Origin of the sequence: Pseudomonas sp. UME65 (genome assembly GCF_014170225.1) — a bacterium.
GTDB lineage: Bacteria > Pseudomonadota > Gammaproteobacteria > Pseudomonadales > Pseudomonadaceae > Aquipseudomonas > Aquipseudomonas protegens.
This window is the reverse complement of sequence record NZ_LZZQ01000013.1, coordinates 1-18,083: the sequence shown is the minus strand read 5'-3', so window position 1 is coordinate 18,083 and position 18,083 is coordinate 1. Positions and strand designations below refer to the sequence as shown.

Annotated in this window: 21 protein-coding genes; 11 read left to right on the top strand and 10 right to left on the bottom strand. The window is 62.8% G+C overall.

Going from position 1 to position 18,083, the window contains the following annotated elements; translation table 11 throughout:
• Positions 1-29: 29 nt before the first annotated feature.
• The 5 genes from A9971_RS14830 to A9971_RS14810 form a co-directional block, all read right to left on the bottom strand.
• Positions 30-659: a transcriptional regulator gene (locus A9971_RS14830; protein ID WP_011059395.1), complete on the bottom strand. Its 630-nt coding sequence runs from the start codon at positions 657-659 to the stop codon at positions 30-32.
• A 73-nt stretch (positions 660-732) separates the two neighbouring features.
• Positions 733-1,872, bottom strand: coding sequence for an FAD-binding oxidoreductase (locus A9971_RS14825; protein WP_077933385.1), 1,140 nt, complete (start codon positions 1,870-1,872; stop codon positions 733-735).
• A gap of 33 nt (positions 1,873-1,905) precedes the next feature.
• Positions 1,906-2,859, bottom strand: coding sequence for an ornithine cyclodeaminase family protein (locus tag A9971_RS14820; RefSeq protein ID WP_077933386.1), 954 nt, complete (start codon positions 2,857-2,859; stop codon positions 1,906-1,908).
• A gap of 140 nt (positions 2,860-2,999) precedes the next feature.
• Complete coding sequence (rhlB, locus tag A9971_RS14815) at positions 3,000-4,496, bottom strand: ATP-dependent RNA helicase RhlB (RefSeq protein WP_015634252.1); 1,497 nt, start codon at positions 4,494-4,496, stop codon at positions 3,000-3,002.
• 97 nt (positions 4,497-4,593) lie between these two features.
• The gene (locus A9971_RS14810; RefSeq protein ID WP_011059398.1) at positions 4,594-5,250 is read right to left on the bottom strand and encodes an alpha/beta hydrolase; all 657 of its coding nucleotides are present in this window, start codon (positions 5,248-5,250) and stop codon (positions 4,594-4,596) included.
• Between the two features lie 476 nt (positions 5,251-5,726).
• On the opposite strand from A9971_RS14810, the gene A9971_RS14805 reads away from it, so the two are divergent.
• From A9971_RS14805 to A9971_RS14790, 4 genes are all read left to right on the top strand, one after another.
• Complete coding sequence (locus A9971_RS14805; RefSeq protein ID WP_011059399.1) at positions 5,727-6,755, top strand: amino acid ABC transporter substrate-binding protein; 1,029 nt, start codon at positions 5,727-5,729, stop codon at positions 6,753-6,755.
• 65 nt (positions 6,756-6,820) lie between these two features.
• On the top strand, positions 6,821-8,002 hold the full coding sequence (locus tag A9971_RS14800) for an amino acid ABC transporter permease (protein ID WP_011059400.1): 1,182 nt from the start codon (positions 6,821-6,823) through the stop codon (positions 8,000-8,002).
• A gap of 10 nt (positions 8,003-8,012) precedes the next feature.
• Positions 8,013-9,110: an amino acid ABC transporter permease gene (locus A9971_RS14795; protein ID WP_011059401.1), complete on the top strand. Its 1,098-nt coding sequence runs from the start codon at positions 8,013-8,015 to the stop codon at positions 9,108-9,110.
• Between the two features lie 10 nt (positions 9,111-9,120).
• Positions 9,121-9,885, top strand: a complete 765-nt coding sequence (locus A9971_RS14790; RefSeq protein WP_011059402.1) for an amino acid ABC transporter ATP-binding protein — start codon at positions 9,121-9,123, stop codon at positions 9,883-9,885.
• Positions 9,886-9,950: 65 nt separating this feature from the next.
• Here A9971_RS14790 and A9971_RS14785 read toward each other — a convergent pair whose 3' ends face one another.
• Both A9971_RS14785 and A9971_RS14780 read right to left on the bottom strand, forming a co-directional pair.
• A complete protein-coding gene (locus A9971_RS14785) occupies positions 9,951-10,433 on the bottom strand; it encodes a type II toxin-antitoxin system MqsA family antitoxin (RefSeq protein WP_015634254.1) in 483 nt (160 codons plus the stop codon).
• Positions 10,430-10,741, bottom strand: coding sequence for a type II toxin-antitoxin system MqsR family toxin (locus A9971_RS14780; protein ID WP_041120555.1), 312 nt, complete (start codon positions 10,739-10,741; stop codon positions 10,430-10,432). Before A9971_RS14780 ends, A9971_RS14785 begins: the two co-directional genes overlap by 4 nt.
• A gap of 16 nt (positions 10,742-10,757) precedes the next feature.
• Here A9971_RS14780 and A9971_RS33205 point away from each other — a divergent pair, with 16 nt between their 5' ends.
• The 6 genes from A9971_RS33205 (at position 10,758) to A9971_RS14755 (ending at position 14,840) form a co-directional block, all read left to right on the top strand.
• On the top strand, positions 10,758-10,901 hold the full coding sequence (locus tag A9971_RS33205; protein WP_350404221.1) for a hypothetical protein: 144 nt from the start codon (positions 10,758-10,760) through the stop codon (positions 10,899-10,901).
• Between the two features lie 5 nt (positions 10,902-10,906).
• Positions 10,907-11,566 carry a FadR/GntR family transcriptional regulator gene (locus tag A9971_RS14775; RefSeq protein ID WP_041116097.1) on the top strand — a complete coding sequence of 220 codons (660 nt, stop codon included), beginning with the start codon at positions 10,907-10,909 and terminating at the stop codon, positions 11,564-11,566.
• 13 nt (positions 11,567-11,579) lie between these two features.
• Positions 11,580-12,872 (top strand): CynX/NimT family MFS transporter, encoded by a 1,293-nt coding sequence (locus A9971_RS14770; protein ID WP_053156472.1) that lies wholly within the window; start codon positions 11,580-11,582, stop codon positions 12,870-12,872.
• Positions 12,873-12,971: 99 nt separating this feature from the next.
• Positions 12,972-13,442 (top strand): nuclear transport factor 2 family protein, encoded by a 471-nt coding sequence (locus A9971_RS14765; protein WP_011059407.1) that lies wholly within the window; start codon positions 12,972-12,974, stop codon positions 13,440-13,442.
• A 54-nt stretch (positions 13,443-13,496) separates the two neighbouring features.
• On the top strand, positions 13,497-13,817 hold the full coding sequence (locus tag A9971_RS14760) for a GIY-YIG nuclease family protein (protein WP_011059408.1): 321 nt from the start codon (positions 13,497-13,499) through the stop codon (positions 13,815-13,817).
• Between the two features lie 87 nt (positions 13,818-13,904).
• Positions 13,905-14,840: a glutathione S-transferase family protein gene (locus tag A9971_RS14755; RefSeq protein WP_015634257.1), complete on the top strand. Its 936-nt coding sequence runs from the start codon at positions 13,905-13,907 to the stop codon at positions 14,838-14,840.
• A gap of 91 nt (positions 14,841-14,931) precedes the next feature.
• Here A9971_RS14755 and A9971_RS14750 read toward each other — a convergent pair whose 3' ends face one another.
• Both A9971_RS14750 and yejK read right to left on the bottom strand, forming a co-directional pair.
• The gene (locus A9971_RS14750) at positions 14,932-15,285 is read right to left on the bottom strand and encodes a glutaredoxin family protein (RefSeq protein ID WP_011059410.1); all 354 of its coding nucleotides are present in this window, start codon (positions 15,283-15,285) and stop codon (positions 14,932-14,934) included.
• Positions 15,285-16,289 carry a nucleoid-associated protein YejK gene (yejK, locus tag A9971_RS14745; protein ID WP_015634258.1) on the bottom strand — a complete coding sequence of 335 codons (1,005 nt, stop codon included), beginning with the start codon at positions 16,287-16,289 and terminating at the stop codon, positions 15,285-15,287. Before yejK ends, A9971_RS14750 begins: the two co-directional genes overlap by 1 nt.
• A gap of 394 nt (positions 16,290-16,683) precedes the next feature.
• Here yejK and A9971_RS14740 point away from each other — a divergent pair, with 394 nt between their 5' ends.
• Positions 16,684-16,965, top strand: coding sequence for an HU family DNA-binding protein (locus A9971_RS14740; protein ID WP_003440137.1), 282 nt, complete (start codon positions 16,684-16,686; stop codon positions 16,963-16,965).
• Positions 16,966-17,059: 94 nt separating this feature from the next.
• Here the strand turns inward: A9971_RS14740 and rlmF are convergent.
• Positions 17,060-18,083 (bottom strand): 23S rRNA (adenine(1618)-N(6))-methyltransferase RlmF (gene rlmF, locus A9971_RS14735; RefSeq protein WP_183001975.1); only part of this gene is annotated, 1,024 nt, incomplete at its 5' end.

Genomic DNA, 18,083 nt, shown 5'->3' with positions numbered 1-18,083 from the left:
CGCGTAGGAGCGAGCTTGCTCGTGAACCTTTATTGTCCCTTCAATTCCTTCAGGTGCTTGTATACCGTCGCCCGGCCCATGTTCAGCACGTTGGCCACGTAGTTGGAGGCGCTCTTGCCCTTGAAGGCGCCCTCGGCGTGCAGCGCCAGCACCAGTTCGCGCTTGTGATCGCGGGTCAGCAGGTTCAGCCCCAGCTGGCGCTCGCGCAGCCAGTTGTGCAGGAAGGTGTTGATCCGCTCCTGCCAGTCATCGCGAAACAGCGAGTCGGGCTGGGGAATCAGTTTGCTCGGTGACAGAAACAGGTCCAGCGCCGCCTTGGCGTTTTCGAACAGCGAGATGTTCAGGTTGATGCACAGCACCGCCTGGGGCTGGCCCTGGCTGTCGCGCAGCACGCTGCTGAGGCTGCGGATCTTCTGTCCGTCCCAGTTGAGCTTTTCATAGGGGCCGATGTTGCGTTCGTCGCGGTCGCCGCTGAGCAGGTCTTCCAGGGCTGCGTCGTCGCCCACTTCGCGTTTGGACAGGTTGTTGGCGATGTAGTCGATCTTCTGTGTACGCAGGTCGTGGAGCACCACCTCGGCATGGGGGAAGAACAGGGTGGCAATGGCATCGGCAATCGCCCGGAAATTGTCCAGGGCAGGGTCCTTTGCAGGTGAGGTCATGGTCGTACTCCAGGCAGCTTCAGCGCCCGCCGGCAGCGGGCGCTGGGAGTGTGCCGCAATCGTTGGGGGCGCCTCAACCGGTGGTTCGGTCGAGGCGGGCCGGGGAGAGCATGGCAGGCGTGAGGCCGAAGCGGGTCAGGTGTTCCGGCAAGGGGGCACCTCGCACCAGGGCGGCGCTGGCCTGGCCCATGGCCGGCGAGGTCTGGATACCGTAGCCGCCCTGGCCTGCAACCCAGAACAGCCCCGGAACCTGCAGGTCGAAACCGGCCAGCAGATCGCCGTCGCTGACAAAGCTGCGCAGCCCGGCCCAGGTCCGGGTCGGACGACGGATGCTCAGGGTGGTGGCTTCTTCGATCTGGTGGATACCCAGGGCAATGTCCAGTTCTTCGGGTTGCACATCGTGGGGTTCAACCGGATCGGCATTGGCCGGTGAGCCGAGGAACATGCCGGCGTCGGGCTTCATGTAGAAGGATTCATCCAGGCTCACCAGCATTGGCCAGTGGTGAAAGTCCAGGCCTTCGGCGGCGGCGAAGATGAAAGCCGCGCGGCGCTTGGGCTGCAGGCCCAGGGCGCGGGCTCCGGCCATTGTGCCGATGTGGTCGGCCCAGGCCCCGGCGGCATTGATCAACACCGGCGCACTGAACGCCTGAGCGGTCGTTCGCACCTGCCACTGCCCTTGGCTGTCGCGCTCGATCCCCAGCACCTCATGGTCGGTGCAGACCTGGCCCTGGTTGCGACGGATGCCCCGCAGGTAGCCCTGGTGCAGGGCGTCGGTGTCGATATCGCTGGCGCTGGGGTCGTAGAGCGCGCCATGGACCTTTTCCCGGCGCAGGATCGGCAGGCGCGCGCAGGCTTCGTCGGCGCTCAGCAGTTGCATCTCCGGCACCGTGGCCCTGGCGCTCAGGTACTGGTTGTTCAGCTCGGCCGGATCACCGTTGAAGTCCACGGTCATTTCACCCCGCGGGGTCAGCAGCGGGTGCTCGCAGAAACCCTGCGGCGGGTGGTCGAAGAAAGCCCGGCTGGCCAGGGTCAGGGCGCGCACCTGGGCGGTGCCGTAGGCGGCGGTATAGAGCGCCGCGGAGCGGCCGGTGGAGTGATAGGCGGGATGGGATTCACGTTCCAGCACAACCACCCGGCCATGGGGCGACAGCCAGTAGCCGGTGGACGCTCCGGCGATACCGCCGCCAATGATGATGAAATCTGCCTGGATCATTCGAAGCTCCGCAATAGGGGCGAGCAGCAGTGGTTACTGCGGGCGCCGCAGGTGGTACAGGGCATTGGCCAGGGCGATGTCTTCCAGGCCCAGGCCGATGGAACGGAAGAACACCGGGCGTTCGGCATCCGGGAGCGGGGCCTGTTCGCTGAGCAGCTCCGGCAGGTCGCCGAGAATCGCCGCACTGTCCCAGCCGTGCTGTTCTTCGGCGATCAGCATTTCACCGGCGCAGCCCGGTGTGGTGCGCCGGTAGTCGCAGTAGACCTGCATCTGTGCCAGGGCCGCGGGCGGCACTTCGTGGGCCCGTGGCGCATTGGTGCTGATGGAGGTGATCAGCGCCGGCTTGCCGAGGCTGCTCGGATCCAGCACGGGGCCGGCGGACGAGGTGCAGAGCATGATCACATCGGCGCCCTCGGTGGCGTCCTCAAGCCGGGCCACCAGTTGCAGGCGCGGGTCGAGGGCTTGCAGGCGGGCAAGCTCCGCGGCGGGCTTGTTCGCCAGGCTCGGGGAGTAGAGGCGGATGCTCTGCCAGGGGCGCAGGTCCTGCACATAGCGCAAGTGCGCCTGGGCCACCGCGCCGCTACCGATGATCGCCAGGTGCCGGGTTGTGGGGGGCGCCAGGGCGTCGACCGCGACCGCTGTGGTGGCCGCGGTACGGGCGGTGGTCAGTTCGGCGGCGTCGCACAGCAGCAACGGCTGGCCGCTGTCCATGGACATCAGCAACGTCCAGGCGGTAACCAGCGCACCTTCGGTACGGACGATGTAGGGCGAGGTCTTGACCCCGTACACCCGGTCTTCGGCCAGCACCCCCAGGTAATTGATGAAGTCGCCGGCCCCCTGGGGAAACTCCACCAGTTGCTGCGCCGGTTGCACGGCGAGCCCGGCAGCCAGGTCGCGGAACAGTTTGCGCAGGATCTGCGGCACGTCGATGCGTTCGAGCAATTGACGGGCCTCGGGGCGGGCAATCACGTAAGGCGTGCTGGACATGCAAGGGCTTCCTGGATTTAAACTAATTTGTCTATTATGGACTTTTAGTTTTGATGGGCAATATCCAGGCGAAAAAAAACGCAGCCTGTGGTCGGGCTGCGTTTCTCCAGGTTGCCGGGGCGCCGCGGGAGCGCCGGCCGTCAGGCTTGCGGGCGCTTGCGCTCCACCGGGCGCAGCAGTTCGGCGGGCGGCATCTCGCAGCTGATCTTGCGGCCCAGCAGGGCTTCGATCGATGGCAGCTGGTAGGAGTCGTCTTCGCCGGCGAAGCTGATGGATACGCCGTCGGCACCGGCGCGACCGGTCCGGCCGATGCGGTGCACGTAGTCGTCCGGCACTTCCGGCAGGGTGAAGTTGATCACGTGGCTGATGCCGTCGATGTGGATGCCGCGGCCGGCCACGTCGGTGGCCACCAGGACCCGGATCTTGCCTTCGCGGAAGCCTTCCAGGGTCTTGATCCGCTTGTGCTGCGGCACGTCGCCGGACAGCTGGGCGGCGTTCACCCCATCGCGTACCAGGCGTTCCTCGATGCGTCGCACTTCATCCTTGCGGTTGGCGAAGACCATCACCCGTTCCCAGCCGTTGTCGGTGACCAGGTTGTACAGCAGCTTGTACTTGTCGGCGCCGGCCACGGCATAGATGTGCTGTTCGACGTTGGCGTTGGCGACGTTCTCGGCTTCGATCTCGACGATGGCCGGGTCGGTGGTCCATTGCTTGGCCAGGTTCATCACGTCTTCGGTGAAGGTGGCGGAGAACAGCAGGGTCTGGCGCTCGCTCTTGGGGGGTGTCTGGCGAATGATCTGCCGTACCTGCGGGATGAAGCCCATGTCGAGCATGCGGTCGGCTTCGTCCAGCACCATGACTTCGACCATGTCCAGGTGCACGTCGCCGCGCTGGTTGAAGTCCAGCAGGCGGCCCGGGGTGGCGACCAGGATGTCGCAGTGGCGCGCTTCCAGGTGCTTGAGCTGCTTGTCGAAATCCATGCCGCCAACGAAGGTCATGACGTTGAGGCCGGTGTACTTGGTCAGCGCCGCGGCGTCCTTGGCGATCTGTACCACCAGCTCCCGGGTCGGAGCGATGATCAGCGCCCGTGGTTCGCCCATGTAGCGCTCCTTGGGCGGCGGGGTCTGCAGCAGCTGGGTGATGATCGACACCAGGAATGCGGCGGTCTTGCCGGTACCGGTCTGGGCCCGGCCGATGGCGTCCTTGCCCGCCAGGGTATAGCCCAGCACCTGGGCCTGGATTGGCGTGCAATAGGGAAAGCCCAGGTCCTGGATGGCGTGCATCAGTTCCGGAGCGAGCTTGAAGTCGTGGAAGCGGGTCTTGCCTTCCTGGGGTTCGACCACGAAGTCTTCGAGTTTCCAGGTGCTGACCGGCGGTTTCGGCGCGCGCGGGCGACGCGGCTGCTCAGCTTTGGGTTGCTCGGCCTTGGGCTTCTCTTGGCGTGGGGCTTTGGGAGCGGAAGGGGTAGCCGGTGTGTTCACCGGTTCTTTTTTAGCTGCGGTAGCGGGTGCGCTCCGTTCCGGCTGACGGCCGTCATGACGGCTGCTGGAACTGGGGGAGGGGGCACTGGGGCTTGGCGCGAGCGGCTCAGCCTCGCTTTTACCGAAGATTTTCTTGAGTGCTTTGAGCACGGTCATCTCATCAATTGGTTAAGGAATGTACGCCGGCCAGTGTAATGCAAGAAGCGGGCGCGGCGTAGTCTGTTGCTCGCCGGGGGCACGGCGCGCGGATTTTCTAGCGCAAACGCTCGCTCAGCCAGGTGCCGATGTCGCGGATTTCCTCTGGTAACACCTCGTGTTCCATTGGGTATTCCTGCCATGTCACGGTGACACCATGCTGCTTCAGGTACTCATAAGCGGTACGGCCCATGGCGTTCTGTACCACTTCGTCGTACTGGCCGTGCAGGCAAAGCACCGGAATCCGCTGTTGGCTGGCCGATAGTTGCAGTTCATCGCTGAAGGTCGGGGCATAGGTGGACAGGGCAAGTACGCCACCCAATGGACCCTGCCATTTGAGGAAGGCGGTGTGCAGTACAACGGCGCCACCCTGGGAGAAACCGGCGAGGAAAATTCGCGATGCGTCTATTCCGCTGGTGCGTTGTTCTTCGATCAGTCTGATGACCTCGTCAGACGATTCCTCGAGCTGTTCACGGCTGATGGCGCGGGCCGGGTTCATGGCCAGAATGTCGTACCAGCTGGGCATGGCATATCCGCCATTGATGGTCACTGCCCGGGTCGGCGCCTGGGGCAATACGAAGCGCGTGCTCAGCAGGGTTTCCTGCAGCATCTCGGCTACCGGCAGGAAGTCGTAACGGTCCGCTCCCAGGCCGTGAAGCCAGATCACACAGGCATCTGCGGGCTTGCTGGGCTGAAGAATCAAGGGCTCGGTCATGGCTGCTCCATTTGTGTGCGTGCGCGCTGATTGAGTGCGTGAGTGAAGGGCGCGCCCGGTTGATCGGTGAAGAAGATGTCGCACGGTTGAACGTTTTACTGTTGACCACTGGCTGAAACGCTTTAGCCGGGACTGTGGTACGGGCTTTGCTATGGCTCAGAAAGAGGAGTCCAGGTGAAAGCCCTGTCCGCCGGCGGTAACACTAACAGGCTACCGCAGGCGATGGGATAGCCAGCCTCCTCTGATGAAGGTTCGCCACCGGCCGCTACGGGCTTTGCGAACTGCGAAGGGCTACAGCCCGTTCGGCCGATTGGTGAGATGTAGGCCCCCTATTATGTGGATTTCTCCTACTAGACTCATAGCTAAGGTCTTACGCCGCTTGACCCCATAAAAAAGCCGACACGGGTCAACAGCGCCTCATGAGGGTGCGGCAGGACTCAAGCTCCGACACAACAAGAGCAAAATTGGAGGTTTGAATGAAGATGTTGAAATCCACCCTGGCTGCCGTCACGGCAGCAACGGTGCTGGGTATGAGCGGTTTCGCACAGGCGGGTGCGACCCTCGATGCAGTACAGAAGAAAGGATTCGTGCAATGCGGCGTCAGTGACGGTTTGCCGGGCTTCTCGGTACCGGATGCCACCGGTAAGATCCTCGGCATCGATGCCGACGTCTGCCGCGCGGTGGCGGCTGCGGTGTTCGGCGATGCGACCAAGGTCAAGTTCAGCCAGTTGAACGCCAAGGAGCGCTTCACTGCGCTGCAGTCCGGCGAGATCGACGTGCTGTCGCGCAACACCACCTGGACCAGTTCCCGCGATGCGGGCATGGGCCTGGTGTTCGCCGGCGTCACCTATTACGACGGCATCGGTTTCCTGGTGAACAAAAAGCTGGGCGTAAAAAGCGCCAAAGAGCTGGACGGTGCGACTATCTGTATTCAAGCCGGTACTACTACCGAACTGAACGTGTCGGACTACTTCCGCGGCAATGGTCTGAAATACACCCCGATCACTTTCGATACCTCTGACGAAAGCGCCAAGTCCCTGGAGTCCGGGCGTTGCGACGTACTGACCTCCGACAAATCCCAGCTCTACGCACAGCGCAGCAAGCTGGCAACCCCTACCGACTATGTCGTTCTGCCGGAAACCATCTCCAAGGAGCCCCTGGGCCCGGTGGTGCGCAAGGGCGACGAAGAGTGGTTCAGCATCGTCAAGTGGACCCTGTTCGCCATGCTCAACGCCGAAGAGGCGGGCGTCACCTCGAAAAACGTCGAGGCTGAAGCCAAATCCACCAAGAACCCTGATGTTGCACGTCTGCTGGGCGCGGACGGTGAATACGGCAAAGACCTGAAACTGCCGAAGGACTGGGTGGTGCAGATCGTCAAGCAAGTAGGTAACTACGGTGAAGTGTTCGAGAAAAACCTCGGCAAGAGCACGCCACTGGCCATCGACCGCGGCCTGAACGCGCTGTGGAACAACGGCGGCATCCAATACGCACCACCTGTGCGCTGATGGTTCTATCACCCGGCGGGCCAACCGCCGGGTGATGTTCTGTTCCATTATTCCTGGGGCACTTCATGCAAAATACAATCGGCGCACCCAAGCAGAGGCTCAGCCTCAGCGATCCCCGTGTGCGCGCCTGGCTGTTCCAGATCATCACCCTGGTGGCGGTGGTTTCGCTGGGCTGGTTTCTGTTCGACAACACGCAAACCAACCTCCAGCACCGAGGGATCACCTCGGGTTTCGACTTTCTCGAGCGCAGCGCCGGGTTCGGCATCGCGCAACACCTGATTGCCTACACCGAAGCGGACAGTTATGCCCGGGTGTTCGTCATCGGCCTGCTCAACACCCTGCTGGTGACCTTTATCGGGGTGATCCTCGCGACCCTGCTGGGGTTCATCATCGGTGTGGCGCGGCTATCGCCGAACTGGATCATCAGCAAGCTGGCGACGGTGTATGTGGAAGTGTTCCGCAACATTCCGCCGCTGCTGCAGATCCTGTTCTGGTACTTCGCGGTATTCCTGACCATGCCGGGGCCGCGCAACAGCCACAACTTTGGCGATATGTTCTTTGTCAGCAGCCGCGGCCTGAACATGCCGGCGGCGCAGATGGCCCCCGGTTTCTGGGCGTTTGTCGCAAGCCTGGTCCTGGCCATCGGCGCCATCGCGCTGATGTGCCGCTGGGCCAACCGGCGCTTTGAGGCCACCGGCGTGCCTTTTCACAAGTTCTGGAGCGGCCTGGGCCTGCTGTTGGTGATTCCCGCGTTGTGCACGCTGATCTTCGGCTCGCCGGTGCACTGGGAGATGCCGAAGCTGGCGGGGTTCAATTTCGTCGGCGGCTGGGTACTGATTCCCGAGCTGCTGGCCCTGACCCTGGCCCTGACTGTCTACACCGCGGCGTTCATCGCCGAGATCGTGCGGTCCGGGATCAAGTCGGTGAGCCACGGCCAGACCGAGGCGGCCCGCTCCCTGGGGCTGCGCAACGGCCCGACCCTGCGCAAGGTGATCATTCCCCAGGCCCTGCGGGTGATCATTCCGCCGCTGACCAGCCAATACCTGAACCTGGCGAAGAACTCTTCCCTGGCCGCGGGTATCGGCTACCCGGAAATGGTTTCGCTGTTCGCCGGCACGGTGCTCAACCAGACCGGCCAGGCCATTGAAGTCATTGCCATCACCATGAGCGTATACCTGGCGATCAGCATCAGCATTTCCCTGCTGATGAACTGGTACAACAAGCGCATTGCGCTGATCGAGCGGTGAGGAAGCGCCCATGACGACTCATACCTTCAAGCCCGATATGCCGCCGCCCAGCCGCAGTATCGGCGTGCTGGCGTGGATGCGCGCCAACATGTTCTCCAACTGGCTCAATACCCTGTTGACCCTGTTTGCCTTCTACCTGATCTACCTGGTGGTGCCGCCGCTGCTGCATTGGGCGATTCTCGACGCCAACTGGGTCGGTACCTCTCGCGCCGACTGCACCAGGGGCGGCGCCTGCTGGGTGTTCATCCAGCAGCGCTTCGGCCAGTTCATGTACGGCTACTACCCGGTGGAACTGCGCTGGCGAGTGGACCTGAGCGTGTGGCTGGCGGTGATCGGTGCCGCACCGTTGTTCATCTCGCGCTTCCCGCGCAAGGCGATCTACGGGCTGTGCTTCCTGGTGGGTTACCCGATCATTGCCTACAGCCTGTTGCACGGCGGTTACCTGGGCCTGAGCACGGTGGCCACCAGCCAGTGGGGTGGCCTGATGCTGACCCTGGTGATTGCCACCGTGGGCATCGCCGGGGCACTGCCGCTGGGAATCCTGCTGGCATTGGGAAGGCGCTCCAACCTGCCGGCGATCCGCGTGGTCTGCGTGACCTTCATCGAGTTCTGGCGCGGCGTGCCGCTGATCACCGTGCTGTTCATGTCATCGGTGATGCTGCCGCTGTTCCTGCCCGAAGGCATGAATTTCGACAAGCTGTTGCGGGCCCTGATCGGGGTGATCCTGTTCCAGTCGGCCTATGTGGCCGAGGTGGTGCGCGGTGGCTTGCAAGCCATTCCCAAGGGCCAGTACGAAGCCGCTGCGGCCATGGGCCTGGGTTATTGGCGGGCCATGGGCCTGGTGATTCTGCCCCAGGCCCTGAAGCTGGTGATTCCCGGCATCGTCAACACCTTCATCGCCCTGTTCAAGGACACCAGCCTGGTGATCATCATCGGCCTGTTCGACCTGCTCAACAGCGTCAAGCAAGCCGCCGCCGACCCCAAATGGCTGGGCATGGCCACCGAAGGCTATGTCTTCGCGGCCCTGGTGTTCTGGATTTTCTGTTTTGGTATGTCCCGCTACTCCATGCACCTGGAGCGTAAGTTGGACACAGGCCACAAGCGTTAGGAGTATCTCCATGAGTCAAGCGAGCAAAAAGCCTGTGGGCCCTGAAGGCATTATTCAGATGCAGGGTGTGAACAAGTGGTACGGCCAGTTCCACGTGTTGAAGGACATCAACCTCAACGTCCGCCAAGGCGAGCGCATTGTCCTGTGCGGGCCTTCGGGGTCGGGCAAATCCACCACCATCCGCTGCCTCAACCGCCTGGAAGAACACCAGCAGGGGCGCATCGTGGTGGACGGCGTGGAGCTGACCAACGACCTCAAGCAGATCGAGGCCATTCGCCGGGAAGTGGGCATGGTGTTCCAGCACTTCAACCTGTTCCCGCACCTGACCATTTTGCAGAACTGCACGTTGGCGCCGATGTGGGTACGCAAGATGCCCAAGCGCAAGGCCGAGGAAATCGCCATGCATTACCTGGAGCGAGTGCGCATTCCGGAGCAGGCCAACAAGTACCCTGGCCAGCTCTCCGGTGGCCAGCAGCAACGGGTGGCGATTGCCCGGGCGTTGTGCATGAAGCCCAAGATCATGCTCTTTGACGAGCCCACCTCGGCCCTCGACCCGGAGATGGTCAAGGAGGTGCTGGACACCATGATCGGCCTGGCCGAAGACGGCATGACCATGCTCTGCGTGACCCACGAAATGGGCTTTGCCCGCACCGTGGCCAACCGGGTGATCTTCATGGACAAGGGCGAGATCGTCGAGCAGGCGGCGCCCAACGATTTCTTCGACAACCCGCAGAACGACCGTACCAAGCTGTTCCTGAGCCAGATCCTGCATTGATGCTGCAGCGGGGCCTGCGCTGACGATAAACCCGGACTAGCTCCGGGTTTATTTTTGCCCGGCGTTCAACGGCCGGCAGCGCCGAGCTGTGGTTCGGGTTGGTCGCTCAAGGCTGAGGGCGCCAGTTGCGGTTCGCTGAGCTCCAGTACGTCCTTCATCAACTGCGGGTGGCGATCCAGCAGGCGCATCAGCATGTACAGCGGCTGGGGCGCGCCGACTTCGCCGCGCTCGTAACGGGAAAAGGCATTGTGCCCGCCACCCGACAGCAGCCTGACCGCTTCTTTCTGGGAAAGGTGCAGCTTGCGGCGGATGCGCTTCATGTCGGCGGCGACGCTCTGCCGGTACTCCTCCAGCAATTGGTCGCCCGCGGCGGCGTAACGTTCTGCGCTCGGTGCGTCGAATTCGATTTCACCGCATTCCTGGCATTCCCAACCCGCCAGGCCATGGAGGTGACGCTGCAGGTGCCGGTAGTCGATGAGCTCGCTGCGCTGCTCGAAGGCCAGCATGCCGGTGGGAGCGCCGCAGCTGTAGCATTGTTGTCGTTTCATGTCTCTGCCTCCTTGAAGGAGATCACCGGAGGCCCTGCACCGGGGCGGTAGGTGACCTTGATGTAGAGCGTCCGGTTATCGATGCGGGTGTAATACACGTCCTGCCACAGCCGGTGATCGCCATAGGTGGTCATCGATTTGTAGAACATGCTGCCCTGGAGTCCGGCTATCACTCGTTGCATGGCCGCCAAGGACAATCCGAGTTCCTTGCCGCAGAGCAACGCGCTTCGAGTGAAGGCTTGTGCCCCTTGCCGAACGACCTGTGCCTTGATCAGCGACAGGTCGTAATGAGGTGTTTTCTTTTCCATGAGACACCCTTGAGGCTTGATTGAAATTACCCTTATAGGGTTTTTTGTCAAGGCCTGGCTGAAATGGCGAAAGTGCCTGCTCCAGCCTAAAACGTTGAACTCTGGGAAAGGTCTGAATACCATGCCAGGCAATTCGTCCGATGATTGGATGAAAGAGTGAGTTCAATGAGCGAAATATCCCCCCTGATCAAACGTTCCCTGGTCGACCAGGCCCTGGAGCAACTGCGCCTGCGCATCACCAATGGCGCCTGGGTCGTGGGCCAGCGCCTGCCCACCGAACCGGAACTGGCCAGTGAGCTGGGCATCAGCCGCAACACTGTGCGCGAGGCCCTGCGGGTACTGGCGTTTTCCGGGCTGATCGAGATCCGCCAGGGTGACGGCAGTTACCTGCGGGCGGTGGCCGATCCCTTGGACATGATCCAGGCCCTGTCCCAGTGCTCCCTGGAGCAGGCCCGGGAAACCCGCCACATTCTGGAAGTGGAGGCCGTCGGCCTGGCCGCCCTGCGCCGCACCGACAAGGACCTGCACGCCCTGAGCGATGCGCTGGCCGTCAGCGGCCGGCACTTTCATGGCGACCTGGAAAGCTACATCGCCTGCGACCTGGTGTTTCACCAGCGCCTGGTGGACGCCGCCCACAACCCGACCCTCAGCCAGCTGTATCGCTATTTCTCCAGCGTGGTCGGCGCCCAGTTGCGCCAGACCCTGACCGTGACCCCCAGGCGTCAGGAAGTCTTCGATCGGCACCAACACCTGCTGGATGCCATCGAGCAACGCGACCCCGAACGAGCCAAGAACATTTCCCGCCAGCTGATCAACGAATCCTGAGTCCGAGACCTCCATGTCCAATCAAACGGTACCTGCGAAAACCCCGTCCTCGCCTCGGCGTTCCGCCGAGCTCGAAGAGCTGCTGATCGACGCCGAGGCTGATGATGAGGAGGTGCAGCAGGCTCCACCGCCTCTGCAGCGCCCCTGGCTGTTGCTGCTGGGGCTGATCCTGGTGGCGCTGAACCTGCGTCCGGCGCTATCGAGCATGGCGCCACTGCTCAGTGATGTGTCGCAGCACCTGGGGCTATCGGCCGCCAAGGCCGGGCTGCTGACTACCTTGCCGGTGCTGTGCCTGGGGCTGTTCGCGCCTTTGGCGCCGCTGCTGGCCCGGCGCTTCGGCGCCGAGCGGGTGGTGCTGGGCATCCTCATGACCCTGGCCCTGGGCATTGTGCTGCGCAGTTCCTTCGGTGAGGTCGGAGTGTTTGCCGGGAGCATCCTGGCCGGCGCCAGCATCGGCGTGATCGGGGTGCTGCTGCCGGGTATCGTCAAGCGCGACTTCGCCCGGCACGCGGGCACCATGACCGGGGTCTACACCATGGCCCTGTGCCTGGGCGCGGCGATGGCGGCGGGGGCCACGGTGCCTCTGAGCCAGCATTTCGGGGGCAGTTGGGCCATGGGGCTGGGCTTCTGGGTGGTGCCGGCGCTGGTGGCGGCCCTGTTCTGGTTGCCTCAGGTGGGGCACAAGCACGGTGCTCACCATGTGGCCTTTCGCGTGCGCGGCCTGTTGCGGGACCGCCTGGCCTGGCAGGTAACCCTGTACATGGGCCTGCAATCCTCCCTGGCGTACATCGTGTTTGGCTGGTTGCCGTCGATCCTGATCGGCCGTGGGCTGACCCCGACCCAGGCCGGGCTGGTGCTGTCCGGTTCGGTGATCGTGCAATTGGCCAGTTCTCTGGCGGCGCCCTGGCTGGCGACCCGGGGCAAGGACCAGCGCCTGGCCATCGTGATTGTCATGCTGATGACCCTGGGCGGCCTGTTCGGTTGCCTGTACGCGCCCATCGAGGGCCTGTGGGGCTGGGCGGTCCTGTTGGGCCTGGGGCAGGGCGGCACCTTCAGCCTGGCCCTGACCCTGATCGTGCTGCGCTCCCGGGACCCCCATGTGGCGGCCAACCTGTCGAGCATGGCCCAGGGCATCGGCTACACCCTGGCTTCCATGGGGCCGTTTGCGGTGGGCCTGGTGCACGACTGGACCGGGGGCTGGAACGCTGTGGGCTGGATTTTCGCGGTGTTGGGCTGCGGTGCGATCATTGCCGGGCTGGGCGCCGGTCGTTCGCTGCATGTGCAGGTGCAGAGCGAGAGAATCTGACGGGCCTTGCTTGCGCTATTTGCCCGGTAAATGCCGATAGTGTTCGCCGGGGTTGCGGATTATTGTGCTGCATCCCCCTTGCCCTTTCGGAGTCCGTTCATGAGTGATGCCCATCGCGCCCTGATCACCGAGTTCTATCAGGCTTTCCAGCGCCTGGATGCCGAGGCCATGAGCGCCTGCTACACCGAGGATGTGCTGTTCAGTGACCCGGCGTTCGGCGAGTTGCGCGGGCGTGATGCCGGCGATATGTGGCGCATGCTCACCTCCCGTGCCAAGGACTTTTCCCTGACTTTCGATCAGGTGCGTGCCGACTCGAATTCCGGCGGCGCGCACTGGGTTGCCACCTACCTGTTCAGCCAGACCGGCAATACGGTGATCAACGATATCCAGGCCCGGTTCGTGTTTCGCGACGGCAAGATCTGCGAGCATCACGATCAGTTCGACATGTGGCGTTGGGCGCGCCAGGCCCTGGGCACCAAGGGCCTGCTGCTGGGCTGGACGCCGCTGCTCAAGAATGCTGTTCGAGCCCAGGCGCGCAAGGGGCTCAAGGCCTTCCAGAGCGGTCGCTGAAAGCCATCCTCTGCTAAGATCGCGGCTTGTTATCCACAGGCCTCGATACCTTTTGTGACCAGCCCTCTTTCATCCTCCAGTGCCGAAACGGCGCAGCCTGCCACTGACGCCAAGCCCTGGTTCGTGTATCTGGTGCGGGCGGCCAACGGTGCCCTGTACTGCGGTATCAGCGACGACCCGGTGAAGCGCTTCGCCAAGCACCAGAGCGGCAAGGGCGCGCGTTTCTTTCTCTCCAGCCCGGCGGTGGCGCTGGTCTATACCGAGGCTTGCCGGGACAAGGGCGAAGCCTTGCGCCAGGAGCGGCTGATCAAGAAGCTCAGGAAGAGTGCCAAGGAATGCCTGGTGGCTTCGGCCACCGCCGCGGCATCAATCTGACTGATAGGTTCTCATCAGCCGGATCTGTAGGCCGTCCACGGATTGCGCGCTAAGCTCAGCGCTCTCCCTCTTCCGGCGGACCCCAGCATGTCAGAGTTGATTCTCCACCATTACCCGACCTCTCCCTTTGCGGAAAAAGCCCGCTTGCTGCTGGGTTTCAAGGGTCTGTCCTGGCGCTCGGTGAAGATTTCCCCGGTGATGCCCAAGCCCGACCTGACCGCCCTGACCGGTGGCTATCGCAAGACCCCGGTGTTGCAGGTCGGCGCGGATATCTATTGCGACACGGCCTTGATCGCGCGCCGCCTGGAGCAGGAAAAATCCTCGCCTGCGCTGTTTCCCGAAGGCCAGGAAATGATCAGTGCGGCCTTCGCCGCCTGGGTCGATTCGGTAGTGTTCCAGCACGCGGTGACCCTGGTATTCCAGCCTGAATCCGCAGCCGTGCGTTTCGGCAAGCTGCCGCCGGAAGCGGTCAAGGCCTTCATGGCCGACCGTGCCGGGCTGTTCAGTGGCGGCAGCGCCAGCCGGCTGCCTCTGGAGGTGGCCAAGCATCAGTGGCCGACCCTCATGGCGCGCCTGGAGCAGCAGTTGCAGCGCGAGCCCGGGGACTTCCTGTTTGGCCAACCGTCGATTGCCGATATTGCCCTGGCTCACCCGCTGTGGTTCCTCAAGGGCACGCCGGTGACCGCGCCGCTGGTGGACGACTACCCGGCGGTTGCTGGCTGGCTGGCGCGGGTCCTGGGTTTCGGGCATGGCTCCTTCACCGAAATGAGCGCCGAAGAGGCCCTCGAGGTCTCGCGCAGTGCCACCCCGGCGGCGCTGCCAGATGAACAGTTCGTCGACCCCAACGGCTTCAAGGCGGGCCAGCAGGTGGTGATTGCCGCGACTGACTACGGTGTCGACCCGGTGGCGGGCGAGTTGCTGTTCGCCGGTACTGAAGAGCTGATCCTGCGCCGTGAAGATCCACGTGCCGGAGTGGTCCACGTGCACTTCCCACGGCTGGGCTTTCGCATCCAGGCCCAGTGATGCATATCTGCAGGAGCTGGCTTGCCTGCGAAGGCGTTCCCAGGTTCGACGAACGAGCGGCCGCCGCCTTCGCTGGCAAGCGAAACGGCACTTAGGGCTTCAGCGCGGCCATGATTGCGTCGGGGTCGTAGGTGCGGATCAGGGTGCCATTCACGTCCAGGATCGGAATCCCGGCACCGCCCAGGGCGGTGTAGGCCTGGCGTGCCGCGGCGTCTTTCTCGATGTCGAATTCCCGGAAGGGAATGCCCTTCTGATCGAGAAAGCGCCGGGTGGCCTTGCAGTAGCCGCACCAATCGGTGGCGTACAGCACCACCCGGGCATGCTCGCGGGTCTCTTCGCTGACCATTGCCGAAGGGTTGAACAGCCGTTCGATCTTGCCCCAGTGCTGGTAGGTCACCACCACCAGCAGGATCAGCAGGAACTTCTTCAACACCCCCTGGAGCATCAGTTACGGCGCTTGAGCTGGTCGGTCAGCTGGGTTGGCAGGCCCTTGATGATCAGGGTCCCGGCTTCTTCGTCGTACTCGATCTTCGAGCCCAGCAGATGGGCCTCGAAACTGATGGACAGGCCCTCGGCGCGACCGGTGAAGCGGCGGAACTGGTTCAGGGTGCGCTTGTCCGCGGGGATCTCCGGTGACAGCCCGTAGTCCTTGTTGCGGATGTGATCGTAGAAGGCCTTGGGGCGATCCTCGTCGATCAGTTCCGAGAGTTCTTCCAGGCCCATGGGTTCGCCGAGCTTGGCCTGGCTGCTGGCGTAGTCCACCAGGGTCTTGGTCTTCTCCCGGGCCGAGTCTTCCGGCAGGTCCTCGCTTTCCACGAAGTCGCTGAAGGCCTTGAGCAGGGTGCGGGTCTCGCCCGGGCCGTCGACGCCTTCCTGGCAGCCGATGAAGTCGCGGAAATACTCCGAGACCTTCTTGCCGTTCTTGCCCTTGATAAAGGAGATGTACTGCTTGGACTGCTTGTTGTTCTGCCATTCGGAGATGTTGATCCGCGCCGCCAGATGCAGTTGGCCCAGGTCCAGGTGACGGGACGGCGTCACGTCCAGCTGGTCGGTCACCGCCACGCCCTCACTGTGGTGCAGCAGGGCGATCGCCAGGTAGTCGGTCATGCCTTGCTGGTAGTGGGCGAACAGTACGTGGCCGCCCACCGACAGGTTGGACTCTTCCATCAGCTTCTGCAGATGCTCCACCGCCACCCGGCTGAACGCGGTGAAGTCCTGGCCGCCTTCCAGGTACTCCTTCAGCCAGCCGCTGAAGGGGAACGCACCGGACTCGGGGTGGAACAGGCCCCAGGCTTTGCCCTGTTTGGCGTTATAGCTTTCATTGAGGTCGGCGAGCATGTTCTCGATGGCCGCGGACTCTGCCAGTTCGGAATCGCGGGCGTGCAGGACTGCTGGGCTGCCGTCGGGTTTTTTGTCGATCAGGTGGACGATGCAATGACGGATCGGCATGGGCTTCTCGGCTGATTGAAGGGGGAGGGCGGGCTCCCCGAAAAAGTGCCCAGTGTACCGCACCCGCTGGTTTTGGCGCGGTTTGCCGGGTGATGAACGGCTCCTCGGTAAGGCTTATGCATTTTTTTACCGATTTAGAGCAATAAAGCTGACCAAATGGCTAGGTAGAGGCGGATATTTCCCCGTCTGTGTGCTAGTTTTGCCCCGTCTTACGCGATGTCTCAGCGTTAAGCGTGCATTCAGCATTTGTCGGGTCGAACCAAACCCTGATTTCGGTATCTATAACCCCGATCTGTCGTGGTTGTAACCGGGGTGCCAGATTCACAAGATCTGGCTCGATGGCTGACACTGCACTCTGCAATCCAAATGAATTTGATAGGGAAGGAACACCACAATGGCTATTACTAAAGACCAACTGATCGCTGATATCGCTGAAGCTATCGACGCGCCGAAAACCACCGCGCGTAACGCCCTGGACCAACTGGCTCAGATCGTTGCTGATCAATTGGAAAATGGCGGCGAAATCACTCTGCCAGGTATCGGCAAACTGAAAGTGACCGAGCGTCCTGCCCGTACTGGCCGTAACCCATCGACTGGCGCTGCCATCGAAATCGCTGCCAAGAAAGTTATCAAGCTGGTTGTGGCTAAAGGCCTGACCGACGCTGTTAACAAGTAATACTTGCAGTGAAACCGTGCTCAGAAGTCTTCCGGGCACGGTTTGTGTGACACCGATTCACGCAAGGTGAATCGTCTTTGAATTCCCCGCCTCTCTAGTTCTTCCTAACCCAGCGTTCCTGACCCCAGGCCTGTTGCTGTGCCTTGTCCTTGAAGGTCCAGGCGACGAAGCGGCTCTGTTTCTGTCCCTGGGACATTTCCACCACCTGGCTTTCCAGGGCTCCGGCCTTTTTCAGTGCGCTTTCAATGGCTGGCAGGTTCGAAGCCTTTGACACCAGGGTGCTGAACCACAGCACTTGCTGGCCGACGCCCGCGCTCTCGCTGATCAACTGACTGACGAAACGGATCTCGCCGCCCTCGCACCAGAGTTCCCGTGCCTGGCCGCCGAAGTTCAGCACCGGCAGCTTGCGCTTGGGATCGGCCTTGCCCAGGGCTCGCCATTTGCGCTGGCTGCCGCGGGTGGCTTCGTCCAGGGAGGCATGGAAGGGCGGGTTGCACATTGTCAGGTCGAAACGCTCGGTGCTGTCCAGCAGGCCGGTGAGGATCTGCTTGGGATTGCCTTGCTGGCGCAGGCTGATGGCCTTGTTCAAGCCGTTGGCCTGGACAATCGCCTTGGCCGCCGCCAGGGCGGTGCTGTCGATGTCCGAGCCGAGGAACTGCCAGCGGTAGTCGCTGTAGCCGATCAGGGGGTAGATGCAGTTGGCGCCGACCCCGACATCTAGGACCCGCACGGCCGCGCCACGAGGGATTTCACCCTGGTTGTGGCTGGCCAGCAGATCGGCGAGGAAGTGCACATAGTCAGCGCGACCGGGCACTGGCGGGCAGAGGAAGTCCGCCGGAATATCCCAGTGGGCGATGCCGTAGAAGGCCTTGAGCAGGGCCCGGTTGAATACCCGCACGGCGGCCGGGTCGGCGAAGTCGATGCTTTCCTTGCCATAGGGATTGAGGATCACGAACTGCCCCAACTCCGGTGTGCTCTTGATCAGTTGCGGGAAGTCGTAACGCCCCTGGTGACGATTGCGCGGATGCAGGCTGGCCTTTTCCCGGGGCGTGGCGGCTTTGGCTGGGGAGGCAGGCTTGGTTTTTTTGCGCGCAGGCTTGGGGGTGTTGGGGGAGGTC